The organism is Formosa sp. F44 (genome assembly GCF_056238645.1).
This window is the reverse complement of the sequence record NZ_JBWDLJ010000006.1, coordinates 21,760-45,782: the sequence shown is the minus strand read 5'-3', so window position 1 is coordinate 45,782 and position 24,023 is coordinate 21,760. Positions and strand designations below refer to the sequence as shown.

Annotated in this window: 21 protein-coding genes and 1 pseudogene; 10 read left to right on the top strand and 12 right to left on the bottom strand. The window is 35.3% G+C overall.

The genetic code is table 11. The annotated features are described in order from the left end of the window. The first annotated feature begins 1 nt into the window (after position 1). The 10 genes and pseudogenes from trpD to AC0UBM_RS16680 all read left to right on the top strand — a co-directional run bounded on the left by trpD (position 2) and on the right by AC0UBM_RS16680 (position 8,714). Complete coding sequence (trpD, locus tag AC0UBM_RS16725; RefSeq protein WP_038531707.1) at positions 2-994, top strand: anthranilate phosphoribosyltransferase; 993 nt, start codon at positions 2-4, stop codon at positions 992-994. Positions 995-998: 4 nt separating this feature from the next. Beyond that, entirely contained in the window at positions 999-1,784 is a 786-nt protein-coding gene (trpC, locus tag AC0UBM_RS16720; RefSeq protein WP_475689398.1) for an indole-3-glycerol phosphate synthase TrpC, read from the top strand. A gap of 2 nt (positions 1,785-1,786) precedes the next feature. Further along, positions 1,787-2,383 (top strand): annotated as a pseudogene (locus tag AC0UBM_RS16715) (phosphoribosylanthranilate isomerase); the annotation flags it as partial. Between the two features lie 51 nt (positions 2,384-2,434). Continuing rightward, a complete protein-coding gene (gene trpB / locus AC0UBM_RS16710; RefSeq protein WP_475689461.1) occupies positions 2,435-3,616 on the top strand; it encodes a tryptophan synthase subunit beta in 1,182 nt (393 codons plus the stop codon). 151 nt (positions 3,617-3,767) lie between these two features. Beyond that, positions 3,768-4,046, top strand: coding sequence for a GIY-YIG nuclease family protein (locus AC0UBM_RS16705; RefSeq protein WP_475689397.1), 279 nt, complete (start codon positions 3,768-3,770; stop codon positions 4,044-4,046). A 284-nt stretch (positions 4,047-4,330) separates the two neighbouring features. Continuing rightward, a complete protein-coding gene (gene trpA / locus AC0UBM_RS16700; RefSeq protein ID WP_475689396.1) occupies positions 4,331-5,101 on the top strand; it encodes a tryptophan synthase subunit alpha in 771 nt (256 codons plus the stop codon). A gap of 93 nt (positions 5,102-5,194) precedes the next feature. Then, positions 5,195-5,338, top strand: a complete 144-nt coding sequence (locus tag AC0UBM_RS16695; RefSeq protein WP_169740923.1) for a hypothetical protein — start codon at positions 5,195-5,197, stop codon at positions 5,336-5,338. 61 nt (positions 5,339-5,399) lie between these two features. Continuing rightward, the gene (locus tag AC0UBM_RS16690; RefSeq protein ID WP_475689395.1) at positions 5,400-5,852 is read left to right on the top strand and encodes a tRNA (cytidine(34)-2'-O)-methyltransferase; all 453 of its coding nucleotides are present in this window, start codon (positions 5,400-5,402) and stop codon (positions 5,850-5,852) included. Between the two features lie 75 nt (positions 5,853-5,927). Further along, positions 5,928-7,451, top strand: coding sequence for a carbon-nitrogen hydrolase family protein (locus AC0UBM_RS16685; protein WP_038531717.1), 1,524 nt, complete (start codon positions 5,928-5,930; stop codon positions 7,449-7,451). A 213-nt stretch (positions 7,452-7,664) separates the two neighbouring features. Beyond that, the gene (locus AC0UBM_RS16680; protein WP_475689394.1) at positions 7,665-8,714 is read left to right on the top strand and encodes a DUF481 domain-containing protein; all 1,050 of its coding nucleotides are present in this window, start codon (positions 7,665-7,667) and stop codon (positions 8,712-8,714) included. A gap of 73 nt (positions 8,715-8,787) precedes the next feature. Here AC0UBM_RS16680 and AC0UBM_RS16675 read toward each other — a convergent pair whose 3' ends face one another. From AC0UBM_RS16675 to porU, 12 genes are all read right to left on the bottom strand, one after another. Next, a complete protein-coding gene (locus tag AC0UBM_RS16675; protein ID WP_475689393.1) occupies positions 8,788-9,813 on the bottom strand; it encodes a TQO small subunit DoxD in 1,026 nt (341 codons plus the stop codon). 46 nt (positions 9,814-9,859) lie between these two features. Beyond that, on the bottom strand, positions 9,860-10,252 hold the full coding sequence (locus AC0UBM_RS16670; RefSeq protein WP_475689392.1) for a hypothetical protein: 393 nt from the start codon (positions 10,250-10,252) through the stop codon (positions 9,860-9,862). Positions 10,253-10,379: 127 nt separating this feature from the next. Beyond that, a complete protein-coding gene (locus tag AC0UBM_RS16665; protein ID WP_434036830.1) occupies positions 10,380-11,111 on the bottom strand; it encodes an ion transporter in 732 nt (243 codons plus the stop codon). Positions 11,112-11,142: 31 nt separating this feature from the next. Continuing rightward, the gene (argS, locus tag AC0UBM_RS16660) at positions 11,143-12,921 is read right to left on the bottom strand and encodes an arginine--tRNA ligase (RefSeq protein ID WP_475689391.1); all 1,779 of its coding nucleotides are present in this window, start codon (positions 12,919-12,921) and stop codon (positions 11,143-11,145) included. A 155-nt stretch (positions 12,922-13,076) separates the two neighbouring features. Further along, complete coding sequence (ctlX, locus tag AC0UBM_RS16655) at positions 13,077-14,012, bottom strand: citrulline utilization hydrolase CtlX (RefSeq protein ID WP_475689390.1); 936 nt, start codon at positions 14,010-14,012, stop codon at positions 13,077-13,079. A gap of 56 nt (positions 14,013-14,068) precedes the next feature. Then, complete coding sequence (locus tag AC0UBM_RS16650; RefSeq protein ID WP_475689389.1) at positions 14,069-14,716, bottom strand: HAD family hydrolase; 648 nt, start codon at positions 14,714-14,716, stop codon at positions 14,069-14,071. 2 nt (positions 14,717-14,718) lie between these two features. Then, positions 14,719-15,399: an SDR family NAD(P)-dependent oxidoreductase gene (locus AC0UBM_RS16645; protein ID WP_475689388.1), complete on the bottom strand. Its 681-nt coding sequence runs from the start codon at positions 15,397-15,399 to the stop codon at positions 14,719-14,721. Positions 15,400-15,562: 163 nt separating this feature from the next. Continuing rightward, complete coding sequence (locus AC0UBM_RS16640; protein ID WP_475689387.1) at positions 15,563-17,185, bottom strand: pyruvate dehydrogenase complex dihydrolipoamide acetyltransferase; 1,623 nt, start codon at positions 17,183-17,185, stop codon at positions 15,563-15,565. Positions 17,186-17,188: 3 nt separating this feature from the next. Continuing rightward, complete coding sequence (pdhA, locus tag AC0UBM_RS16635) at positions 17,189-18,187, bottom strand: pyruvate dehydrogenase (acetyl-transferring) E1 component subunit alpha (RefSeq protein WP_414035167.1); 999 nt, start codon at positions 18,185-18,187, stop codon at positions 17,189-17,191. Positions 18,188-18,274: 87 nt separating this feature from the next. After that, positions 18,275-18,757: a cytidine deaminase gene (cdd, locus tag AC0UBM_RS16630; RefSeq protein ID WP_414035166.1), complete on the bottom strand. Its 483-nt coding sequence runs from the start codon at positions 18,755-18,757 to the stop codon at positions 18,275-18,277. 107 nt (positions 18,758-18,864) lie between these two features. After that, positions 18,865-20,115, bottom strand: a complete 1,251-nt coding sequence (gene porV / locus AC0UBM_RS16625; RefSeq protein ID WP_475689386.1) for a type IX secretion system outer membrane channel protein PorV — start codon at positions 20,113-20,115, stop codon at positions 18,865-18,867. Positions 20,116-20,149: 34 nt separating this feature from the next. Beyond that, positions 20,150-24,004 carry a type IX secretion system sortase PorU gene (porU, locus tag AC0UBM_RS16620; protein WP_475689385.1) on the bottom strand — a complete coding sequence of 1,285 codons (3,855 nt, stop codon included), beginning with the start codon at positions 24,002-24,004 and terminating at the stop codon, positions 20,150-20,152. Positions 24,005-24,023 lie beyond the last annotated feature (19 nt).

Here is a 24,023-nt window from a genome sequence, read left to right as displayed (position 1 = left end):
TATGAAACAGATACTTAACAGACTTATAAACGATGAGCACATCTCGAAAGAAGAAGCAAAACGTGTGCTGGTCAACATTTCTCATGGTGAATATAACCAAAGTCAGATTGCCTCATTTTTAACGGTGTATATGATGCGTAGCATTACTACAGACGAGTTAGAAGGTTTTAGAGATGCGCTTTTAGAGTTATGCTTGGCGGTAGATTTATCCGGTTATAACACTATAGATTTATGCGGTACTGGAGGTGACGGAAAAAACACATTTAACGTGTCTACATTAGCTTCTTTTGTTACTGCAGGAGCAGGCGTACATGTTACGAAACACGGAAATTACGGAGTCTCTTCTATTTCTGGTTCTAGTAACGTTATGGAACATTTAGGAATTAAATTCACTAACGATGCTGGCTTCTTAGAAAACAGTTTAGAAAAAGCGGGGATTTGTGTGTTGCACGCGCCTCTATTTCATCCAGCTATGAAAAATGTTGCTCCAATTCGTAGAGAATTAGGCGTAAAAACGTTCTTTAATATGTTAGGGCCAATGGTAAACCCTGCGTTTCCAAAGAACCAATTAGTAGGTGTTTTTAATTTAGAATTAGCCAGACTATACGGTTATTTATATCAGAAAACAGACAAGAATTTTACGATTCTACACGCTTTAGATGGATACGACGAAATTTCGTTAACCAGTGAAACGAAAGTCATTTCCAATCATTCTGAAACCATGTTATCTCCTGAAGATTTCGGAGTACAAAAAATAAAACAATCAGATATTTTTGGAGGCGATACCATTAAAGATGCAGCAGATATTTTTATGAATATTCTGCAAGGAAACGGAACAGAAGCTCAAAACAATACGGTTTGCGCAAATGCCGCAATGGCCATAAAAACGGTAAAAGACACATCGATAACCGATAGTTTTGCCGCTGCTAAGGAATCTTTACAGTCTGGAGAAGCCTTAAAACGATTCAAAACATTAGTCCATTTAAGTGCATAATACTATGAATATTTTAGATAAAATTGTCGCCGATAAACGCAAAGAAGTTGCTTTAAGAAAATCGCTTATTCCTGTAAAGCAATTAGAGCAATCTATATTATTTACGCGAACTACAAATTCTTTAGCAACAGCCTTAAAAGCAAGTTCTAGTTGTATAATTGCAGAACACAAAAGAAGATCTCCTTCTAAATCTGTTATCAACCACAATTTAAATGTGTTTGATGTCGCAAAAGGTTACGAAGATGCTGGAGTTTGCGGGATGTCTGTTTTAACCGATGGTAAATATTTTGGAGGAAGTTTAGACGATTTACTTACCGCTCGCGCCAGTTGTAATTTGCCATTACTCCGTAAAGAATTCATCATAGACGCCTATCAAATTATTGAAGCTAAAGCTTACGGTGCAGATGTAATTTTACTTATCGCTGCTATTTTAACGCGTGAGGAAATTAAAACGTTTTCAGAATTAGCGAAAAGCTTAAATCTAGATGTGCTTTTAGAAGTGCATAACGAAGAAGAACTTCATAAGTCGATAATGCCTAGTATAGACATGCTTGGTGTAAATAATAGAAATTTAAAAACGTTTGAAGTCTCATTAGAGATTAGTAAAGCGTTAAGCACATTAATTCCTAACGATTTTGTACAAGTGTCTGAAAGCGGAATTAGTAATATCGAAGCCATTAAAATACTACAACCATATGGTTATAAAGGATTCTTAATTGGTGAAAATTTTATGAAAACCGATAATGCAGGAGCAAGCGCTACTGAATTTATAAACGCCTTAAACCAATAGTTATGAAACTAAAAGTTTGTGGCATGAAATTCCCCGATAACATAAATGCTATAGCTAGTCTACAGCCAGATTATCTCGGGTTTATTTTTTACGATAAGTCGGCACGGTTTATTAGTACAGAGATTCCAAATCTGCCAAAAGCGATTAAGAAAGTTGGAGTTTTTGTTAATGCTTCGGCAGATACCGTAGTCACAACTGTTCTAAAAAACAATTTACAAGCTGTTCAACTTCATGGAGAGGAAGCGGTGGACTATTGTAAAACGATTAAGGAACAACTCCCAAATATTGAAATCATCAAAGTATTTTCCATCAAGGATAAATTTAATTTTGATGTTTTAGAACCATTTGAAACCGTATGCGATTATTTCCTTTTCGATACAAAAGGTAAACTTCCTGGAGGGAATGGATATACTTTCAACTGGAATATTCTAGAACAGTATCCTTCAACAAAACCATATTTTTTAAGTGGAGGCATTGGAGATTCTGAAATAGAAACTATTTTAGAATTTTCAACAAGTAAAGCATCAAAATATTGTTATGCCATTGATGTAAATAGTAAATTTGAAATCGAGCCAGGTCTCAAAGATTTTGAACGTTTAGAACAATTTAAAAAGCAATTATTTAGCAACCTAGCTGCAAAACAACATACCATGAGTTACAATGTAAATGAGAAAGGATATTATGGCGAATTTGGAGGTGCTTACATCCCGGAAATGCTATATCCTAACGTTGAAGAGTTACGCCAAAACTATTTAAAAATTATGGCTGAACCTTCATTTAAAGAAGAGTTCGACCAGTTACTAAAAGATTATGTTGGGCGACCATCTCCGCTATATTTCGCAAAACGATTAAGCGAAAAATACAATACTAAAATCTATCTTAAACGTGAAGATTTAAACCATACAGGTGCACATAAAATTAATAATACTATCGGTCAGATTTTAATGGCTAATCGCTTAGGTAAGAAACGTATTATTGCCGAAACGGGTGCTGGACAACATGGTGTGGCAACGGCAACGGTTTGTGCACTTATGGGCTTAGAATGTATTGTGTATATGGGTGAAATAGATATCGCTAGACAAGCTCCAAACGTTGCACGTATGAAAATGTTAGGCGCCTCTGTTATTCCGGCATTATCTGGTAGTCGTACGTTAAAAGATGCGACTAACGAAGCGATTCGCGATTGGATTAATAATCCAGTAGATACGCATTATATTATTGGAAGTGTTGTTGGACCTCATCCCTATCCGGATATGGTAGCACGATTTCAATCTGTAGTGTCTCAAGAAATGGAATGGCAATTACAAGAAAAAGAAGGCCGTACTAAACCAGACCATGTTATTGCTTGTGTTGGTGGTGGTAGTAATGCTGCAGGTGCTTTTTACCAGTATTTAGATGAAACCGATGTTAATTTAATCGCTGTAGAAGCGGCTGGTTTAGGCGTAGATTCTGGCGAAAGTGCAGCAACCTCAGCTTTAGGAAGAGAAGGTATTATTCACGGAAGTAAAACCTTACTCATGCAAACCGACGACGGACAAATAACTGAACCGTATTCTATTTCTGCTGGTTTAGATTATCCTGGTGTTGGCCCAATGCATGCTAATTTATTTGCTACTGGTCGTGCAGAATTTATCTCGATAACAGATGATGAAGCCATGAACGCTGGAATGGAACTTTGTAAGTTAGAAGGTATTATTCCTGCTATTGAAAGTTCTCATGCTTTGGCCGTATTTAAAAACAGAAAATTCAAGCCAGAAGAGATCGTTGTATTAAGTTTATCTGGTCGTGGTGATAAGGATTTACAGAATTATATTGATTATTTTAAAATCTAGATTGTAATCCGTTAGTGAGGCCATAAAATAAAATTTGAACGATAACTAATGAGAATCTGAAACAAGTTCAGATTGACGAAGATGAACTAAATTAAATTATGTATTGTAACGTCATGCTGAACTCGTTTCAGCATCACACTAGAGAATAAAAATGAAATCAAGTTTCGTGTACATATTAACCAATACATATAGAACAACATTTTATATTGGTGTAACCGCAAATTTGACAAATAGAGTAACAAATCATCAAAATAGTATAGGTTCTGTTTTCACCAAAAAGTATAATATTAAAGACCTTATTTATTTTGAAGAATTTAGCGATATTAATCAAGCAATCGCTAGAGAAAAACAGCTTAAAAATTGGAAAAGAGTTTGGAAGTTAAATCTTATAAGACAGAAAAATCCAGCGCTCGCAACTTTAAAACTCTAGTAAACTCTAAAGGTGGAAAATAAAATCGAAGTGTGATACTGAACTTGTTTCAGTATCACACAAAATAAATAATGGGACCCTGAAATAAATTCAGGGTGACGGATGTGTTAATATCGAATTAAGACTAAAAAATCAATAAATCGTCATGCTGAACTCGTTTTAGCATCACATTAAAAAGGTTTTAAATTGAATATAGAGAACATGTAACCAGTTTAGGCTTACAAATAAGAAGAATTTATCTGAATTAGTGTATATCTAATTCAACTGAAAAAAATAAAACTGTTATGAACAGAATAAATCAAAAGCTCCAAGAAGACAAAAAGTTATTGTCTATATATTTTACCGCTGGATATCCTAGCTTAAACGATACGGTAAGCATCATTGAAGACCTTGAAAAAAACGGTGTAGACATGATAGAAATCGGGTTACCTTTTAGTGATCCTTTAGCCGATGGTCCAACCATTCAAGCTAGTTCTACGCAAGCCTTAAAAAACGGAATGACTACAGCAAAGCTATTCGATCAATTAAAAGACATCAGAAAAACAGTATCAATACCGTTAGTAATTATGGGATATTTCAATCCCATGCTACAATATGGTGTTGAAGCCTTCTGTAAAAAATGTCAAGAGATTGGAATCGACGGATTTATCATTCCAGATTTACCTGTAAACGAATATAAAGACCACTATCAAGACACTTTCGAGAAATACGGATTGGTAAATGTCTTTTTAATCACTCCTCAAACCTCAAATGAGCGTATTGCGTTTATAGACGATATCTCTAACGGATTCATATATATGGTAAGTAGTGCGAGTGTAACTGGAAGTCAGTCTGGATTTGGAGACGAGCAGACCGCTTATTTTAAACGTATTTCTGATATGAATTTAAAAACACCACAAATTATCGGATTCGGAATTAATAATGAAGAAACGTTTAACCAAGCCACAGCATATACCAAAGGAGCCATTATTGGAAGTGCTTTTATAAAGTATATCACAGAACATGGTATTAAAAACATCGGAGAGTTTACATCTAGAATTAAGCCAAATAAATAGGAATTAACACCTCTTAACAAAGGTTTAATAAAACCTTGACACCCTAATACGCTGATTTTATTTATCTTAAACATAAATAAAAAAAGAAATATTATGGGAATTATAAAAGACAAAAAGAAATTTACACCGAAATCAGAACAATCAAATCCAACGAATCCTACGGCAAACACCAATCAGGATACTAACACGTTCGATATTGATAAGAAAACTATTAAGGATCAACAATCAAAAAAATAATTAAATTAAAAGACTTTTCAGAAAACGGAAAGTCTTTTTTCTATTACTACACCACTACACTATGCCATTAAATATTGTTCTTTTTGAGCCAGAAATACCAAATAATACAGGAAATATTGGTCGATTAAGTTTGGCGTCGGGCTCTAACTTACATTTAGTAAAACCTTTTGGTTTCGAGATAGACGACAAACGATTAAAACGTGCTGGTCTGGATTATTGGCAACATTTAAATGTGACATATTACGATTCTATTGCTGATTTTTTCAAAATAAATGAAAACAAAAAAATGGCGTTTTTATCCAGTCATGGAGAAAAGAATCATTGGGACATCGATTTTGAAGATGATATGTTTCTCATTTTTGGAAAAGAATCTGTTGGTCTTCCTAAAGATCTCATTGAAACATATAAAAACGACCTTTTTAAAATTCCGCTTTTTAGTGAACACGTACGTAGCTTAAACCTTGCAAATGCTGTCGGAATAGTGGTTTACGAAGGCCTGAAAAAATTAAGTTAACACCTCAATTTAATTTATAAAGCTGATTAATTAATTTGTACATTTCGCCCCTAAAATACTAGTAAACAGATTTTCATGGAAGATATTGAAAATATTGAATTAGCGTATTTAAGTCTTGACGATTATCAGGAACTTAAAGCCGCAATGATTGAGTCGTACACAAGCATGCCAGATTCTTATTGGCGTGAACATCAAATAGAAACCTTAATCACACAATTTCCCGAAGGACAAGTTGTTATTAAAATAAACAACCAAATTGCAGGTTGCGCACTGTCTATAATTGTAGATTATAGTCAGTTTGACAATGCACATACCTATAAAGATATTACAGGAAATTATACGTTTAGCACGCACAATAAAGATGGAGACGTTATTTATGGTGTAGATGTGTTTATAAAACCCGAGTTTAGAGGCTTACGTTTAGGTAGACGTCTTTACGATTACCGTAAAGAATTATGCGAGCGCCTTAATTTAAGAGGTCTAGCCTTTGGTGGTCGTATTCCAAATTACCATAAATATTCTAGCGCACTTTCACCTAAAGAATATATAGACAAAGTAAAACGTAAAGAGATTCACGATCCTGTTTTAAACTTTCAAATCTCTAATGATTTTCACCCGACTCGAGTGCTTAAAAATTACTTAGAAGGCGATAGCAATTCTGAAGACTATGCTGTGCTTTTAGAGTGGGACAACATTTATTACGAAAAGAAAGAAACCAAAGCAGCTACTACAAAAAAGATTGTGCGTTTAGGGTTAATTCAGTGGCAAATGCGTCCTTACAACGATCTGGATGAATTGATGCAACAAGCAGAATATTTTGTCGATGCCGTTTCTGGATACAGAAGTGATTTCGCCTTGTTTCCTGAATTCTTTAATGCACCGTTAATGGCAGACGACAACCATTTATCGGAACCTGATGCGATTAGAAATTTAGCCGAACATACTGCCGAGATCGTATTGCGATTCTCTAAGCTGGCTATATCTTATAACATCAATATTATTACGGGAAGTATGCCGGAAATCGCTGAAGATAACCGACTGTATAATGTAGGATATTTATGTAGACGAGATGGAACTACCGAACGCTACGAAAAGCTTCACGTTACACCAGACGAAGCTAAAGTTTGGGGTATGGAAGGCGGTTACAAACTAGAAGCTTTCGATACCGATTGTGGTAAAATTGGTATTTTAATATGTTACGATTCTGAATTTCCTGAATTAAGTAGGTTGTTAGCCGATCAGGGTATGGACATTTTATTTGTACCATTCTTAACCGATACACAAAACGGATATTCTCGAGTTAGACATTGCGCACAAGCACGTGCCATTGAAAACGAGTGTTATGTAGCTATTGCAGGAAGCGTTGGTAACTTACCAAAAGTGCACAATATGGATATACAATTTGCACAATCTATGGTATTTACGCCTTGTGATTTTGCCTTTCCTGCAAACGGAATTAAGGCAGAAGCAACACCAAACACCGAAATGATTTTAATAGCAGATGTCGATATTGACTTACTTAGAAATCTTAACCAATTTGGAAGCGTTAAAAACCTTAGAGATAGACGAAAAGATATTTTTGAACTGCGAAAAAAATAGAATTTAATAAATTTCAAAACACAGTAAAGCATCATATATCAAAAGATATGATGCTTTTTTTTATATGCGCGAGAAACAATTAATCTTATCGCTATTAACAAAAATTTAAGATAAAATATTCGACCGCCTTCATTTTCCACAAAGTTTATTATCTTCGCGCCGATCTAATAAATCCGATTACTATAGCTTAAATATTAACTAAATCAACTACCTATGTTAGAACGCTTTAAAACATCAAATTGGTGTAAATTTTTCTTGTTTTTAGCTTTTTTAATTTTATCTATTTCTCAAATTCAGGCTCAAAACGACACTTTAGTCCTTAAGAATAACGACAAACTTATTGGAGAAATTAAAGAAATGTCTAAAGGCGTATTAACCGTTAAAACACCGTATAGTGACAGTGATTTTAAAGTAAAATGGAAAGAAGTTGTAAAAGTAAGTAGTAACCAAACCTACCTCATGAGTTTATCGGATGGAAGACGTATAAACAGTAATCTTAAATCTACATCGGGTGAAGAAGGAAAAGTAACACTTGTACAGGATAACGTAGAATTGGTAACTGATATTGAAGATATCGTGTATATTAAAGCTATAAAAAGTAATTTTATTTCTCGGGTAGATGCTAGTTTATCTATTGGATTTAATTTTGCTAAAACCAACAATTTAACGCAGTTTTCTATTTTAAGTAACTTGGGCTACACGGCAGATAAATGGGGATTTACAGCAGGTTTTAACTCCGTAAGAAGTAATCAAGACGATGTAGATGAAACCAAACGTACCGATGCCAATATCGGAGCTAAATACTTTATGAAACATGATTGGTTTGCTTTGGCAAATGCCGATTTCTTATCTAACGACGAACAATTATTAAAACTACGTTCTTCAACACAAGGAGGTATTGGTAAGTATTTTATTCATTCCAACCGTGTATATTTTGCAACAGGTACAGGTTTAGCTTGGACCAATGAAAACTACACAGACCCATCTATTAAAACAAAAAACAGTTTAGAGGCCTTTTTATCTTTAGAATTGAACATGTTTGATTATGACGATATAAGTCTATACTCTAAGTTTGTAGTTTACCCTAGTTTAACAGAAAGCGATCGTGTAAGAACCGATTTAAACCTAAATGTTAAATACGATTTACCATTAGATTTCTTCGTGCAATTGGGGTTAACACATAACTTCGACAGTCAGCCTATTGAAGGTGCATCAACTACCGATTATGTTTTTCAAACTACCATTGGTTGGGAATTAGACTAATCCAAATAAAAAACTCATAAAAAAACGTGTTAGAGATTCTAACACGTTTTTTGTTTTAAGCATTTTTCACAGCTTAATCTATCACAATATCTTGTTCCCAAGTTATGCCACTAATATCTGTTAAAACTAAGGTATAACGGTCTGTAGTCGCTCTTTCTAGCTCTATATCCCCAAGCGTTAATTCAGCTCTCGCCCCCAAAGGGATAATTAAACTATGCGCGCCAGGTTTCACTTTCGCTACATATTTGTTATTAATCATTTTGGTATTAAACTGCGCCAAGTCATCGCCTTTTAAAGAGAATACAGAGGTCTTATTCTGATTCACTACATCAATTCCGATGAGAAAAGAGCCATACACGTCGACACCTTCAATTCTAAAAACTTCAAAGCTTAATGTTTCATTGTTAATATGGGCATTAGAAATTTCAATTTTAGGCTTTACAGATTTATTGTGTAACGTACCCCAAACGCCGCCATGGAAGTATTGGTTTGTAAATAAAGTTAAACCCAATATGCCTACAGCGCCAAAAAGAGTAACTCTAGAAACCAATTTTTCTGCTATTGGAAGAGGACCAGAACCCAACCACTTAAATATCGTTTTTTTGGTAAACGGAGACTCTTTCTGCATAAAGTAATGATCTAAGGAATATTTTCCGCTTCCTGTTAAGAACAATGTAAATCCTGTTGCGATTCCCAAAACTCCAATTTGCCATTCGTCGAGACAGGTCGTGCCAATCCATCCAGATCCTAATAGAATTCCCATAGCCAAACCAAACACACCTAAACTCATTAAACGCGTAAATAGTCCAAGCATGATTAATAGTCCAACAATGCCTTCTATAATTGTAAAACTAGCCATGGCCCACCACAGTGAATCTGGGTTTTCAACGAGATGAAGAATTATAGGTTTAATACCTAGAGCGTTTGGTAAAAAATGATTGAATTTTTCTCCAATATAACCTGCTGTTTCCGGATCTAATTTATTTGCTAATATTAATCTGCGCCAGAAGGCAGAAAAATAAGTCCACCCCACAACTAAACGTAAGCTGAGTGTGAACATACCAGCCGTAGTATACGACTGCGATATATTTGTATTCATAACTGTATATTTTGTAAAATAAAAAATGTTTTAAACGTATTAATCCTTACGTTAAAATGACATCTTTCTTATTTTTATACAAAATGTAAAGTGGAATTTTTAATGGGCGTACTTGTTTACTTTGTGCCCAAAAAAGAATTGGTTGCTTTAAATCTGCTATAGATTCTGCAACAACGTACTTTGATTTTAAAGGTAATAATCCAGCAATCTTGCCTTGCGCATTATTATAATCTGAAGTATTTAATTGTGAGGTCTCAGGTGTCTCACAGCTCCTATTTAATTGAGCTATTTTACTTTTACTAGTAACTTCTGTTTGTTCCAGTTGTAAAACGAATTGCAAACTAGTCCTAACCGAACAAGGAGATAACAACAAGAGTATTCCCAGACTAAAAATCTTGAAAAATTGTATGAATAAATGCTGTGATTTTACTTGGGCCATCTCAGGCATAAAAATAGAAATTGTTAGCGCTCAAACCGGTATTCCCTTGTTAAATTTATGACAAAAAAAACGTATTAGGATATCGCTAACACGTTAGTTACTTTAATTATAAGATTACAAGATCTAATTATTTAATCAATTTATCTTCATTTTCTTTCTCCTCTATTTCTCGAGCTTTAGATAGCGAGCTTGCCACAAGACCGGCTGGAATGGTTACAATACCGACTCCAATTATTAAGATGCAAAAAGTAAATATTTTTCCTCCCGCAGTAATAGGATACACATCTCCATAACCAACTGTTGTAAGTGTAACTACCGCCCACCACGCACTATGAAATATAGAAGCAAAAGCTTCCGGTTGCGCTTCGTTTTCGAAATGATAAATTCCTGCTGAAGCGATAAACACAAATATTCCTGTGACAATTAAAAACAGAATAATTTCTTCTCTAACAAGTTTTGCTGCCAAATGGAATCTGTGTAATGCTTTATTATAACGGATAAGCTTTAAAGCTCGGAATATTCTAAACACTCTAAAGGCACGTAAAGCTCTAAAATCTAAAGTTCCGTTTAAGTAAAATGGTAAAATTGCCAATAAATCTATAATACCATAAAAACTAAAAATATATTTTAGTGGTTTTTCGGCCACATAAATTCGCAACAGATATTCTATTGAAAATACAATCACACAGAACATTTCAAAAAAGTCGAGAAAAGCTCTTGTCTCTTTAGAAATGTTAGGTAAAGTTTCAATTGAAAATGCAATAAGAGAAAATAAAATTAAAACTTGTATAAGATAATCGAATAACTTGCCTTTCTTCGTTGTATTATCTTCTACAAGTACTCTTAATTTTTCTCTCATATTTTTATTAAAACAAATTTAGGACTAAACACTACATACGTTCAGGAACTTGAATCCCTAATAAATTAAATGCATTTTTTATAGTTGTAGCCACTGCTTGAGCTAATTGTACTCTAAATATTTTTTCGTCTAGATGATCTGCTCCTAAGATAGACACATTCTGGTAAAAGGAATTAAACTCCTTTACTAAATCGTAAGTATAATTCGCAATTATCGCAGGACTGTATTGTGTTGCTGCCAATTGAATGGTTTCAGGAAACAGTTGTAATTGTTTTAGCAACGATTTTTCTTTCTCGTGTAAATCAATTTTAGGTGTATCGACTGTGTAATCGAAATCTGCTTTTCTAATTATAGACTGAATTCTCGCATACGTATACTGAATAAACGGTCCTGTATTTCCTTGAAAATCGATAGATTCTTTAGGGTCGAATAAAATACGTTTTTTAGGATCTACTTTTAAGATGTAATACTTTAAGGCACCAAGACCAATTGTGCTATACAATACGTCTTTTTCGTCTTGAGAATATCCTTCTAGTTTACCTAATTCTTCAGAAATTTCTCCTGCTGTTTCTGCCATTTCAGAAATTAAATCGTCGGCATCGACAACAGTTCCTTCTCTACTCTTCATTTTTCCGCTTGGTAAATCTACCATTCCATAACTTAAGTGAAATAGGTTTTTAGACCATTCGAATCCTAATTTTTGTAAGATTAAGAACAAGACTTTAAAGTGATAATCTTGCTCGTTACCAACAGTATAAACCAGACCTCCAACATTTGGATAATCTTTTATACGCTGTATGGCTGTACCAATATCTTGTGTCATATACACCGCTGTACCATCTGAACGTAAAACAATTTTCTCGTCTAAACCTTCATCCGTTAAATCGCACCATACAGATCCGTCTTCCTTTTGGAAAAACACTCCCGTTTTTAAACCTTCGGCAACAAACTCTTTCCCTAATAAATACGTATCACTTTCGTAATAATAACAATCGAAATCGACTCCTAAATTTTTATAAGACACTTCAAAACCATCGTACACCCATTGATTCATGGTTTTCCAAAGTGAAACAACGTCTTCGTCTCCAGCTTCCCATTTTAATAACATATCTTGTGCCGCAAGAAGAATTGGTGCTTGCTTTTTAGCATACTCTTCAGAAAGTCCTTCAGCTTTTAAAGCTTCTATTTCTTTTTTATATTCTTGGTCGAATTTTACGTAGTAATTACCGACTAGCTTATCACCTTTTAAACCTGTACTTTCTGGTGTTTCCCCATCTCCAAAACGTTTCCAGGCCAACATACTTTTACAAATATGAATTCCTCTGTCGTTTATAATTTGAGTTTTATATACGTTTTGCCCTGAAGCTTTTAAAATTTCAGCGACACTATATCCTAATAAATTATTTCTAATATGCCCAAGGTGAAGTGGCTTATTGGTGTTTGGCGAAGAATATTCTACCATAACAGCCTTAGCGTCTTTTACAGGAGTTACATATCCAAAAGTAGGTTCGGCTTTAATACTATTAAACCAATTCTGATAGTAAGAATCTGCAATTACAATATTCAGGAATCCCTTAACAACATTGTATCCGGTAACAGCTTCTACTTCTTTAAGTAAATATGCTCCAACAGCCTCACCAATTTGAACTGGATTTCCTTTTACAACGCGTAACATAGGAAAAACAACTACAGTAATATCTCCCTCAAACTCTTTACGAGTCGATTGAAACTCTACAGTTTCTAATTCGGCATTATAAATGGATTTTATGGCTTGTTTGACGTGTTGCGACAAAGACTCTTGTATACTCATTACAATTGATTTAATTAAGAGCGCAAAGATACTATTTTTATCACATTAAAGGGAAATATTGTAATATGGAAACGGTATTAAAACATTTCCAACCGACTAAAAACCCCAAGAATAACCGAGGTTTTTCTATTAGCCTCTAATTATCTCCTCAAAAATTAAGCTTGAGGTAAAAATATTTCAGCCATCATACAACGTGCACTACCGCCACCGCAAGCCTCTATTGTATCTAAAGAACTATGCACTATTTTACAGTGTTTTGTAATGGTATTAATTTGAGTTTCTGTTAAAGATTGATATGCAGAACTACTCATTACTAAAAACAATTCATCGTTTGTTCCTCGAACTTGAAGCATATTCCCTGCAAAATGTTCGACTTGGGATTCTGTAATCGCAATAACTTCTTTTCCGCTTTCCTTTAAATGTTGTAACACTTGCTTGCGCTCTTTCTTATCGTCTATACTCTCTAAACAAATCACAGAAAAAGTCTCCGCTAGACACATCATTACGTTTGTATGGTAAATTGGTTTTCGCGCTCCATCTACCGTTTGATAGGCTGTAAATACAACTGGAAAATAATCAAAATCTTCGCAAAACTCTATAAACAAATCTTCGTCGGCTCTAGCAGATAAAGCACAATATGCTTTTCCATTTATACGATCTAATAGTAAACTTCCGGTACCTTCTAAAAACAAGCCTTCCTCTTCGGCGCTTGTATAATCAAGTACATCGTTAATTACAAACCCATTTTCCTCTAAAACATCAAATACATCTTCGCGACGTTCAAGACGTCTGTTTTCTGCAAACATAGGATACAATCCAACCGTTCCATTTTCGTGAAAAGAAATCCAATTATTAGGAAAAATAGAATCCGGAGTATCCAATTCTTTATTATCGTTTATTACGATCACGTGTACCCCAATTGCCCTTAATTTCTCTACAAAATTATCAAATTCTAGCTGTGCCTTAGCATTTACCGTTTCTGGTAAAACACCTTTCATAGCGGTTTGATAGTAATTATTAACAGCGGTCTGTTCATTCATTCTGAAATTAACTGGACGGACCATTAAAATGGTATCTGTAGTATGTTGCATATTTGTGACAAATTTCGAGCAAAATTAGTCTTTTTTCCGATAGGTATACGCTTCTTTTACTTCGCGTTTTGAATTAAAGAAATTAATTGATTCATATTATCAAACTCCAAAGTTGGATAGCCTTTTAACTGGTTATGGATATCGTCTGCAGTGTAACCAAACACATCAAATCCGCCTGCTTTTGCCGCTGTAACTCCCGAATAACTATCTTCTATAACCACACATTCTTCTGGTTTAAATCCCATAGATTCTGCAGCCCATAAAAAAATCGCTGGGTCTGGTTTCCATTTCTGAATAGTATAACAACTAAATAAACGTCCCTCAAACTTATCGAGTAATCCTGTTAATCCTAAATTTAGCCTCATTTTAGCTTCCAGAGCGCTCGATGCCACACAAAATGGTAATTCTAATTTATCGAGCACCTCTTTAATACCTTTAATAGGTTTTATGTGGGCTTTAAAAGCTTCTACACTTAATGTTCTATACTGAGTCTCGAAATCTTCTGGTAACGGCTTATCAATTAGGTCTTCAATTTTCTCGATACATGCATTCATAGAACAGCCTTTAAACAATTTAATGGCTGCATGCACATCTAAATTTGCACCATATTTATTGGCTAAATCAGATAACACCCCATTACTTAGGGCTTCACTATCTACCAGAACGCCATCACAATCGAATATTACACATTTATATTTACTCATAATTATGGAGTTGTAGAGGACACTTGTAATACTTTCCCATTATAGAAAGCATGACCTGTTAATGAAAAATTAAAAATATAACTCGCCATACCTTCTGCTGTTGTTGGTGCGATATAACCAGGAAAGGCGTCCTCGAGCATTTCTGTTTGCACGGCGCCTAAAGCCAATACATTAAATGCAATTCCGGAATCTTTATATTCTTCTGCCAAGAGTTCTGATAACGTAATTACGGCACCTTTACTAGAACTGTAAGCTGCTAATCCGGGGAATTTCATACTTCCCTGAATCCCACCCATAGAACTCACGGTTACCATGTGGCTACCTTTAACCATAAACGGAAGTATGGTTTGTGTTAACTGAGCAACACCAAAAACATTGGCATTATAAACAGTTAGAAAGTCGGCTTTTGTCAATTCTGAAAATGGTTTATTAACCAAAGCTCCTGCATTATGAATTAGAACATCGACTTGTTCCCAATTTGATTTTACGTAAGTCTTTACTTTTTCATAATCGGCGTCGTTTTCTAGATTGAAACTAAAAGTACTGACATTCTTAAGTTTCAAATCTGATATCGGTTTTTCATTTCTCGATAAAGCTAACACCTGATGTCCGGCTTCAGCAAAATACTTTACGAGTTCTAGTCCGATGCCACGACTTGTTCCTGTAATAATAACGTTTTTCATAATGTAATATGCGGGTTAAATATTCAAAATAATACCTATAACAAATATACTTGTCCACATTGAATTGACATCGGCTTTTAGTAAGACTTTATATAAAAGCAACATTTTAGGTATAAAAAAAGCCATCACAAGGATGGCTTTTTTAAATATGTTTTAACTCCGATTATAATAACATCGAAATTGGGTTTTCAATATATCCTTTTAATGTTTGAAGGAATTGAGCTCCAGTAGCACCATCGATCGTTCTGTGATCGGCAGCTAAACAAAGTTTCATAGTATTACCTACTACAATAGCTCCATCTTTTACAACTGGTTTTTGAACAATTGCTCCAACAGAAAGAATTGCTGAGTTAGGTTGGTTGATAATAGACGTAAATGAATCTATACCGAACATACCTAAGTTAGAGATAGTAAATGTACTACCTTCCATTTCTTCTAAAGATAACTTCTTAGTTTTAGCTTTGATAGCATATTCTTTAACAGCAGCACCAATTTGCGTTAATTTGCGTTGATCTGCAAATTTTACAACTGGTACAAGAAGACCATCTTCAACAGCAACCGCTACACCAATGTGTACGTGGTTGTTTAATCTCATCTTGTCGTCAAACCACTGAGAATTTACTTGAGGATGTTCTTTTAAAGCCATTGCACAAGCTTTAACTACGATATCGTTAAATGAAATTTTAGTATCTGGAACAGCATTTACTTCCTTACGGAATGCAATAGCATTGTCCATATCAAACTCAACATTTAAATAATAGTGAGGTGCAGAGAATTTAGATTTCGCTAAGTTCTTTGCAATCGCCTTACGCATGTTCGAGTTTTTAATTTCTTCAAAACTCTCTTCTGAGGCAGGTGCAGCAGTTCCGGCAGCGGCAGCAGGCGCAGCAGCTTTAGGCACGAAGTTTTCAACATCACGTTTAATAACACGTCCACTTTCTCCTGAACCAGGTATGTCTGCGATATTAAATCCTTTTTCTTCTGCAATTTTCTTAGCTAACGGAGACACGAATACACGTCCGCCATCGTTAGTCGCTTTAGGCGTTGCTGCTGGTGCGGCAACTTTAGCAGCAGGTGCGGCTTTTGGAGCCTCTGCTTTTGGAGCGGCAGCTTTAGGCGCTTCTGCCTTAGGGGCAGGAGCAGCAGGTGCTGCACCAAAATTACTAGCTACACCAGAAACATCTGTTCCTGCAGGGCCAATAATTGCTAATAATGAATCTACTTTTGCAGACTCTCCTTCTTGTAATCCAATATATAATAAAGTTCCTGAGTTGAAAGATTCGAATTCCATAGTGGCTTTATCCGTTTCAATCTCTGCAAGGATATCTCCTTCTTCTACAGTATCACCTTCTTTTTTCAACCAAGTCGCAACCGTACCTTCTTCCATGGTATCACTTAAACGAGGCATAGTAACCACGATAACACCTTCTGGAAGTTCTGCACTTTCTGTAGACGCTGCAGGAGCTTCTTCTGTTGGTGCTTCAGTTGTTGTTTCTTCAGTTGCAGCTGGTGCACTATCACCACTAGTTAGTGCAGAAATGTCTTCACCTTCTTCACCAATTATAGCTAATAATTCATCTACTTTAGTTGTTTCTCCTTCTTGGACACCAATATAAAGTAAAGTACCTTCATGGAACGATTCAAATTCCATTGTTGCTTTATCTGTTTCGATTTCCGCAAGGATATCACCTTCAGATATTTTATCTCCAACTTTTTTCAACCACGTTGCAACAGTACCTTCTTCCATGGTATCGCTCAAACGAGGCATGTTAATAATTTCAGCCATAGCTTATATTTTATGTTGTAAAAATGGATAATCTTCTTGTTCGTAGACAACATCGTACATTACACTCTTATCTGGATAAGGAGACTCGTCTGCGAATTTTTCACATTCAAGTACACGTTTTTTAACGTCTGCATCGATCTTTTTAAGATCTTCTTCTTTCATATATTTCTTAGAAAGAATAATATCCTTTACTTGTGTTATAGGATCTATTTTCTTGTACTCTTCTACTTCAGCTTTTGTACGGTAATGTTGTGCATCACTCATTGAGTGACCTCTATAACGGTACGTTTTTAATTCTAAGAAAGTTGGTCCTCCTCCGCTACGAGCTCTCTGAATAGCTTCGTCGAAAGCTTCAGCAACTTTTACTGGATTCATTCCATCTACTGGTCCACAAGGCATTTCGTACCCTAAACCTAATTTCCAAATCTCTTCGTGAGAAGCGGTACGCTTAACCGAAGTTCCCATTGCATAACCATTGTTTTCGCAAACAAAAACAACTGGTAAATTCCATAACATCGCTAAGTTAAATGTTTCGTGAAGTGATCCTTGACGCGCAGCACCATCACCAAAACAACAAAGTGTAACGGCATCGCTACCATGATATTTATCACCAAAAGCAATACCTGCACCTAAAGGAATCTGTCCTCCTACAATTCCATGTCCTCCATAAAAACGGTGTTCTTTTGAAAAGATATGCATAGATCCACCTAAACCTTGAGATGTTCCTGTTGCCTTTCCAAATAATTCTGCCATAACACGCTTCGGATCCACTCCCATACCAATAGGCTGTACGTGGTTTCGATAGGCGGTTATCATTTTATCCTTAGACAAGTCCATAGCATGTAATGCACCTGCTAATATGGCTTCTTGTCCGTTGTATAAATGTAGAAATCCTCTTACTTTTTGTTGAATGTATACTGCAGCTAGTTTATCTTCAAACTTTCTCCAAAACAACATGTCTTCATACCATTTAATGTATGTTTCCTTTGTGATTTTTTGCATGAGTAGCGTTAATTTAAAAACGAGAAACAAAAGTAACACATTCGTGGTTAACCAAAAAGCTGAATCTCGTAAAAATTACATAAAAATTTATAAAACTGATTTTTCAAAGACTAAAGGTAATAAATTTGCTAAAGACTTAGAACGCATTACCTCTCCAGACTCTCCCATAAAATAAATATCTATTGGTAGCTCTTGATTAATTTCATATTCCAAAATGGCTTGTCTGCACGCCCCACAAGGCGGTATTGGCGTCGTGGTTTTATTTTTAACAGACCCAGCGATAATAGCCATGCGCACTATTTTAGCGCCCGGAAATTGCGAGCCAGCATAGTAGATTGCTGTACGTTCTGCACATAAGCCCGATGGATAAGATGCATTTTCCTGATTATTACCTGTTACAATCTCGCCGTTATCTAATAAAAGGGCTGCACCTACCAAAAAATTTGAATAAGGTGCGTAGGCACGTAAACGCGCTTTAACGGCTTCTGCCATGAGTTCTGAAACGTCTTTTGGAAGTTCGTTTACATTCTCGTACACTTCAAATTGCGTTTCTATTTTTTTTATCTTCATTAAAAAACATCTTAAGTTGTCTTTCCTAAAGGTATAAAACTATTTAAAACAAAAAAAACTATTGCTAGACACAATAGTTTTTAAAATTTTAGTATTTAAAATCCGGTTTAGTATTCTCTATAAGTACCGGCTCCTAAGTTAAACGTTAAAGAAAAACGTAATGTATTCTCTAACGGACTCTGTATTTTTGAAGTCGAGAATAAGTATGATAAATCTATATTAATCACATTGTATTTAAAGCCTGCTCCTAGGGCTAAAAACTGACGTGCTCCTTTATTCTCTGCTTCATGGAAATACCCCATTCTAAACCCAAAAGAATCTTGATACATGTACTCTGCACCTAACGCCCATGTAAACTCTTGCATTTCTTCTTTAAAACCTCCTGGAGCATCCCCAAACGATTGGAACATACCTTTCATAAAGCTTACATCATTAGATTCACCTTGGTATATAACACCATTATTTGTAGATTCTTGACTTCCTAGTGTGTCGATACCTTCGTCGTACACACCGTTTCCGTTTTCATCTGTATATTGGTATTCCGTCCCCATAATTGGAGGTGTTGGTACTAATAACTTAGTTACCTCTGTGGTTACAGAAATGGTATTATATTCGTCTAAAATAAAATCGAAACCTCCTCCTAAACGTAAAGTTGTAGGCTGAAAGTTTTCAACACCTTCTTCATCATATTTAAATTTAGGCCCAACATTTTGAATGGCAAATCCCCCTCTCCAACGACCATTAAAATCGTTGTAAGCTTCTTCTTCACTCTGGTAATACCCACTTATATCTACTCCAAATGTACCTGCAGCAGAAGCATCATTATTACCTAAATTTAGCCTTAAATCTGAACGCATATAACGCATCGCAACTCCCATTGAGAATTGATCACTTAATTTTAATGCATAAGAAACATCTACAGCTAATTCGTATGGTTTTACATCATAAGGTATAGAATTTGCATTATCTACAAACTCGATCTCTCCTAAAGAAAAATATCTAAAACTTCCTGCAAAGGCACTTCTCTCGTTTATACGATTATAATACGTAAAACTTCCTAAAAATATATCGTTTACTAAACTACTTAAATACGGCGTATAACTTAAAGCTACCCCTTGTTTTGCTTCTGAAAACGCATATTTTGAATTGTTCCATTGTTGAGAAAATCCATCTACAGAGGTTGCAACCCCCATATCTCCCATAGATCCAGCTCTAGCATCGGCTGCGATTAATAAAAATGGCATTCCAGTAGTGATAACTCTAGAATCGTTAGCGTTTGGAATTATTACTGTTGGATTTTGTGCGTGAACATTAATGGCTAGTAAGACAAAAAGAATTGCTAATAGTGTTGTTTTCATTTAAATTGGTTTATTTAACAAATATATATTTTTATTATAGGATAACAAGTTTCTCTATTTTTTCAACTGTTTTATTAAGGGATACAGATCTTACTTTAAGCTTATAAATGTATACCCCTTTTCCTATTTTATCTCCAAAATCATCTCGGCCGTCCCAAACAATATCTCGTGATAAAGATGATGTACCATTATTACTTGTCTGACCATTAATTGTTCTTACCAATTTCCCTGAGACAGTGAAGATTTGTATAGAAACGTCTAAAGGGCCCGAACTATTGTGGTTAAACCAAAATTCTGTGTAATTTACAAACGGATTAGGATAGTTTAATACATTTGAAATTACCAGTTCTTCATTTTGGTTATGCACTACAAATTGAATTTCGGATATGGAAGAGTTGTTGTAAACATCCCATGCTTTTACAGTTAAAGTGTGTAATCCTGATTCTAAATTCTTAAATGGATACGTCACCACACCTCTTTGATAATCATCTACTTCTGTCTGATAATAATCATTTAAAACATATGGATTTGTTTCATCCCCGTCGATAATTGCTACAATATCATGTCCGATTCCACTCGCTGTATTTATACCGTTTTCATCTTCTAACTTTACCAATAAAGAAGGCGATTCGTTTGTTATGCCTCCCGTTACAAAATTTTCATCGTTCATGTATAAATTTACAACGGGTCCAATATTATCTTCGGCCGCATTCTCGTTTATACCACCTACTTTTATCGTATTTATACTTGCACCATTCTGATCCTGAATAGGATTAGTTGTTTTCGCGTAAAAACTAACCCGACCATATCCCACAGGTACGCCAATATCTTTTGGCACTACAAAATCGAAATTAAATTTACCCGAGGTTACCGAAGCTTGACCTCTAAAAATAATCTCACCAAGGGTGGTAAAATCCATCACATAATCGATGTCGTTTGCCAATGTAGTTCTATCTATATCTTTATCGTAAATGGTCGATGCTAAGACACCATTATAATCGGTTAATAAATTTCCTGCAGTATCAACAACTTCTCCCGAAAGAGACACTCTTCCTAAAGCTTCCAAAGTATCCACGTCTCCCGAAATAGGTTTACCATTAATTTCGGTTAATTTTATATTAGGTTCAGGTATGGCTAGTTTCATCGCAGGATCTCCAATGTAAAACACTAAATGTCTCTGACTGGAATTGGACACCGCTGGATTTGTTTTAGTTAAACGTAACGCTTCTGCCATAGACGGATATTCGTTATCAGAATAACTATCGGTGCTATTATAAGAAAATAGATATTCACTTAAAATTGTATTAAAATCTATACCCACACTAACAAAAATCTGACGGGTTGTGGTAAGCAAACTTATGGCTCCTCCATTAGCATTCCAATACGTAACCTCTCCTGCTGTTTCCCGTAACGGATTGTCGAAACGCGTAAACTCGCAAGTCACCGTAATAAAGCAATTCATTTTATAGGTATTGGTTAATGCCTGTGCATCCGGTTGTTGAAAGATACGCTCGTGAGCCAATCCATCTTCTCCCCCATGACCAAAATAATTCACCACTAACGCACCCGTTTCCATAGCATTTACCATAGCCTCGTTTACCGCCGGATAGCGATCTCCTCCCGCAGAAGATTCTTGCTCGTAAGCATCAGAATGAATCTTAGTTACATTTATAAACGGTTTTTTTTCCGAAATTTCATCGGCTATACTATTTGTTGTTTCCTCAAGAATAAATTCCCACGATTCATCGACATCGTCCGAAACCATAACCACACTATTACGCCATCTTCCATAAGACGGTTCACTATAATAGCGTTCAATTTTATCGACCATGGTTTTTGCTTGACTTGGATTATCGGCAAGAATTCTCCCCACTGCAATATCTAAACGATCTGAGCTTGCCATGGTGCCCTCATTTTCGTCCATCATACCATAAAAGTCATCTGAAATAAAAGAACTTGTTAAACTAAAACTCGAATACGCATGCCATGATGGAACGTAGTTCTGATTATTAGATAAGCGCCCTTTATAATCGTAAGAACTATCTCCAAACATGCATAAATACTTTACGGCTTTGTCTTGTGAACTGGCATTGTCGTAAACATATTTTACAAAATTTCGAATGGCTACAATATCTTGATTTCCCGAAGTAAACTCGTTATATAACTCTTGTAAGGTGACCACTTTTACATTTAAACCATATTGTGCTTTATTAATTTCACCCAGACGAAGCGCTTGCGTATAGTAATTAGCTGGCGCAACTATAATATAATCTACATCTTGAAAATTTCCGTTTTCGTCTAAAAAAACAGATCCTTTTAAATCCTGATTATCTACTCTAGAATTTGAATCGCGCTCAGGCGAATAATAGTCTGAAGACGTTACCGCCACAAAAGTTTCTAAATTACCAGCAGGACGTTTAAAACTAAACACCGCTTCTGAGGTCGTATTTGGTAATGCAGAAATAGAAAACGGATTGGTAACATTCCAAATTTCAGACATGTTTGAAGCATTTTCTATACTATACTCCACCACTCCACTACTTGAAACAACCTGATTATTATAAAATCCAAATTGCTTGCCGTAAAATCGTAAAGCACGCGTCGCTTCTAACGAAATATAATCGATATAGCCTAAAGCACTTGGGTTACCTAGTTTATCGTAAGTTAAAGCTACTGTAATTTCTGAGCTATTACTCTGAATATTTCTTACCATATAAGCTTCACTGGCATAAGACGGATCACTAGATCCACTTAAACTTAAAACACCTAAAGACGAACCATTTACAGACACATCGAAGGTAGAACGAGTATCTGAAGTTGATGCAACATAGGTTTTAAACGCTATAGGTTCGGTAGTCACTAAATCTGGCACATCGAATTTAAAAGACTTTTGCAAAGTCACATTAAAGCGGTCTCCAAACCAGCGACGCCCAACACTTACCAAATTATAGTCGTCTGTTTCGTGAAACAGATAGGTCTGGTGGGTATCTACAGTGAGAGTCGCAGGATTAGTAGAACTTACAAAGGGCTGAATCCGGCGCCCGTCGTTTCCATCGACTTTTAAAAAATAAGACGTTCTATCGGTATAGCAGTTTATGTTTGTGTTACTTTCGGCATTATATCCTTTTGGCCCTACAGCGTAAAACAAGATATAATCGTCATCGTCAAATGCGCCGTCTTCTTCTCCTATTACTTTTATTGCATTTTCGGTAATATCGAAATATTGAGTTTCCGAATTTCTATAGGCCATCATTTGTCCACCATTACCATAAATCTTTAGCTGTTTCGGGTTTATACTATTTACATTCACTCCTAAATCTTGTAAAAAAGATTTGGACAACTTGTAAACACCTGTGGTATCGATATAAAACTTATACCATTCTCCCGTTTTTAAAACAGAACTATATACACTATTAGTAGATGCAACAGCTCTACTCGTACTACTACGAGCATCTGTTGTGGCATACGACAACGTAAAAGATGTAATTTTTTTAAATGTATTTTCGCCATCCTTAATAATAGGAGACATTTCTAAAATGCCGTAAGATTTAAAGCGCGCTTCGGATTTAGAAAGTTGAAATTCCAATGCCTCTGGAATTGTAGAAATATCCAGTCCTTTCAATTCCGATTTCGAGATTGAAGCGTAAGTAATATCTTCCAATTTGGCCGAATTCTCATTTAAAGCTGTATTTAATTCCCATTGCGCCACGAATTTCAAACCCTCTTCAACACTAAAATCAAAATTCTCTGCATTAAACCCCGGAACTTGAATCGTAAATCGACCTGAAGTTATTGTATTGTATCCTTCCCAATTTAATTGAAATTGTTTTTGTTGAGAATACCCTATAAATGAAAGGAATAAAAGAAGTAAAACGGTTGTTTTTTTCATTATTAAAATAACGTTTAAC

Excerpts from the sequence above, each read along its gene's own strand:
- trpA (WP_475689396.1), top strand. The coding sequence starts at position 4,331 with ATGAACAGAATAAATCAAAAGCTCCAAGAAGACAAAAAGTTATTGTCT.
- AC0UBM_RS16680 (WP_475689394.1), top strand. The coding sequence starts at position 7,665 with ATGTTAGAACGCTTTAAAACATCAAATTGGTGTAAATTTTTCTTGTTT.
- AC0UBM_RS16670 (WP_475689392.1), bottom strand. The coding sequence starts at position 10,252 with ATGGCCCAAGTAAAATCACAGCATTTATTCATACAATTTTTCAAGATT.
- AC0UBM_RS16690 (WP_475689395.1), top strand. The coding sequence starts at position 5,400 with ATGCCATTAAATATTGTTCTTTTTGAGCCAGAAATACCAAATAATACA.
- cdd (WP_414035166.1), bottom strand. The coding sequence starts at position 18,757 with ATGAAGATAAAAAAAATAGAAACGCAATTTGAAGTGTACGAGAATGTA.
- porU (WP_475689385.1), bottom strand. The coding sequence starts at position 24,004 with ATGAAAAAAACAACCGTTTTACTTCTTTTATTCCTTTCATTTATAGGG.
- AC0UBM_RS16675 (WP_475689393.1), bottom strand. The coding sequence starts at position 9,813 with ATGAATACAAATATATCGCAGTCGTATACTACGGCTGGTATGTTCACA.
- porV (WP_475689386.1), bottom strand. The coding sequence starts at position 20,115 with ATGAAAACAACACTATTAGCAATTCTTTTTGTCTTACTAGCCATTAAT.
- AC0UBM_RS16705 (WP_475689397.1), top strand. The coding sequence starts at position 3,768 with ATGAAATCAAGTTTCGTGTACATATTAACCAATACATATAGAACAACA.
- AC0UBM_RS16645 (WP_475689388.1), bottom strand. The coding sequence starts at position 15,399 with ATGAAAAACGTTATTATTACAGGAACAAGTCGTGGCATCGGACTAGAA.
- AC0UBM_RS16685 (WP_038531717.1), top strand. The coding sequence starts at position 5,928 with ATGGAAGATATTGAAAATATTGAATTAGCGTATTTAAGTCTTGACGAT.
- AC0UBM_RS16650 (WP_475689389.1), bottom strand. The coding sequence starts at position 14,716 with ATGAGTAAATATAAATGTGTAATATTCGATTGTGATGGCGTTCTGGTA.
- pdhA (WP_414035167.1), bottom strand. The coding sequence starts at position 18,187 with ATGCAAAAAATCACAAAGGAAACATACATTAAATGGTATGAAGACATG.
- argS (WP_475689391.1), bottom strand. The coding sequence starts at position 12,921 with ATGAGTATACAAGAGTCTTTGTCGCAACACGTCAAACAAGCCATAAAA.
- ctlX (WP_475689390.1), bottom strand. The coding sequence starts at position 14,012 with ATGCAACATACTACAGATACCATTTTAATGGTCCGTCCAGTTAATTTC.
- trpC (WP_475689398.1), top strand. The coding sequence starts at position 999 with ATGAATATTTTAGATAAAATTGTCGCCGATAAACGCAAAGAAGTTGCT.
- AC0UBM_RS16640 (WP_475689387.1), bottom strand. The coding sequence starts at position 17,185 with ATGGCTGAAATTATTAACATGCCTCGTTTGAGCGATACCATGGAAGAA.
- trpB (WP_475689461.1), top strand. The coding sequence starts at position 2,435 with ATGAGTTACAATGTAAATGAGAAAGGATATTATGGCGAATTTGGAGGT.
- AC0UBM_RS16665 (WP_434036830.1), bottom strand. The coding sequence starts at position 11,111 with ATGAGAGAAAAATTAAGAGTACTTGTAGAAGATAATACAACGAAGAAA.
- trpD (WP_038531707.1), top strand. The coding sequence starts at position 2 with ATGAAACAGATACTTAACAGACTTATAAACGATGAGCACATCTCGAAA.
- AC0UBM_RS16695 (WP_169740923.1), top strand. The coding sequence starts at position 5,195 with ATGGGAATTATAAAAGACAAAAAGAAATTTACACCGAAATCAGAACAA.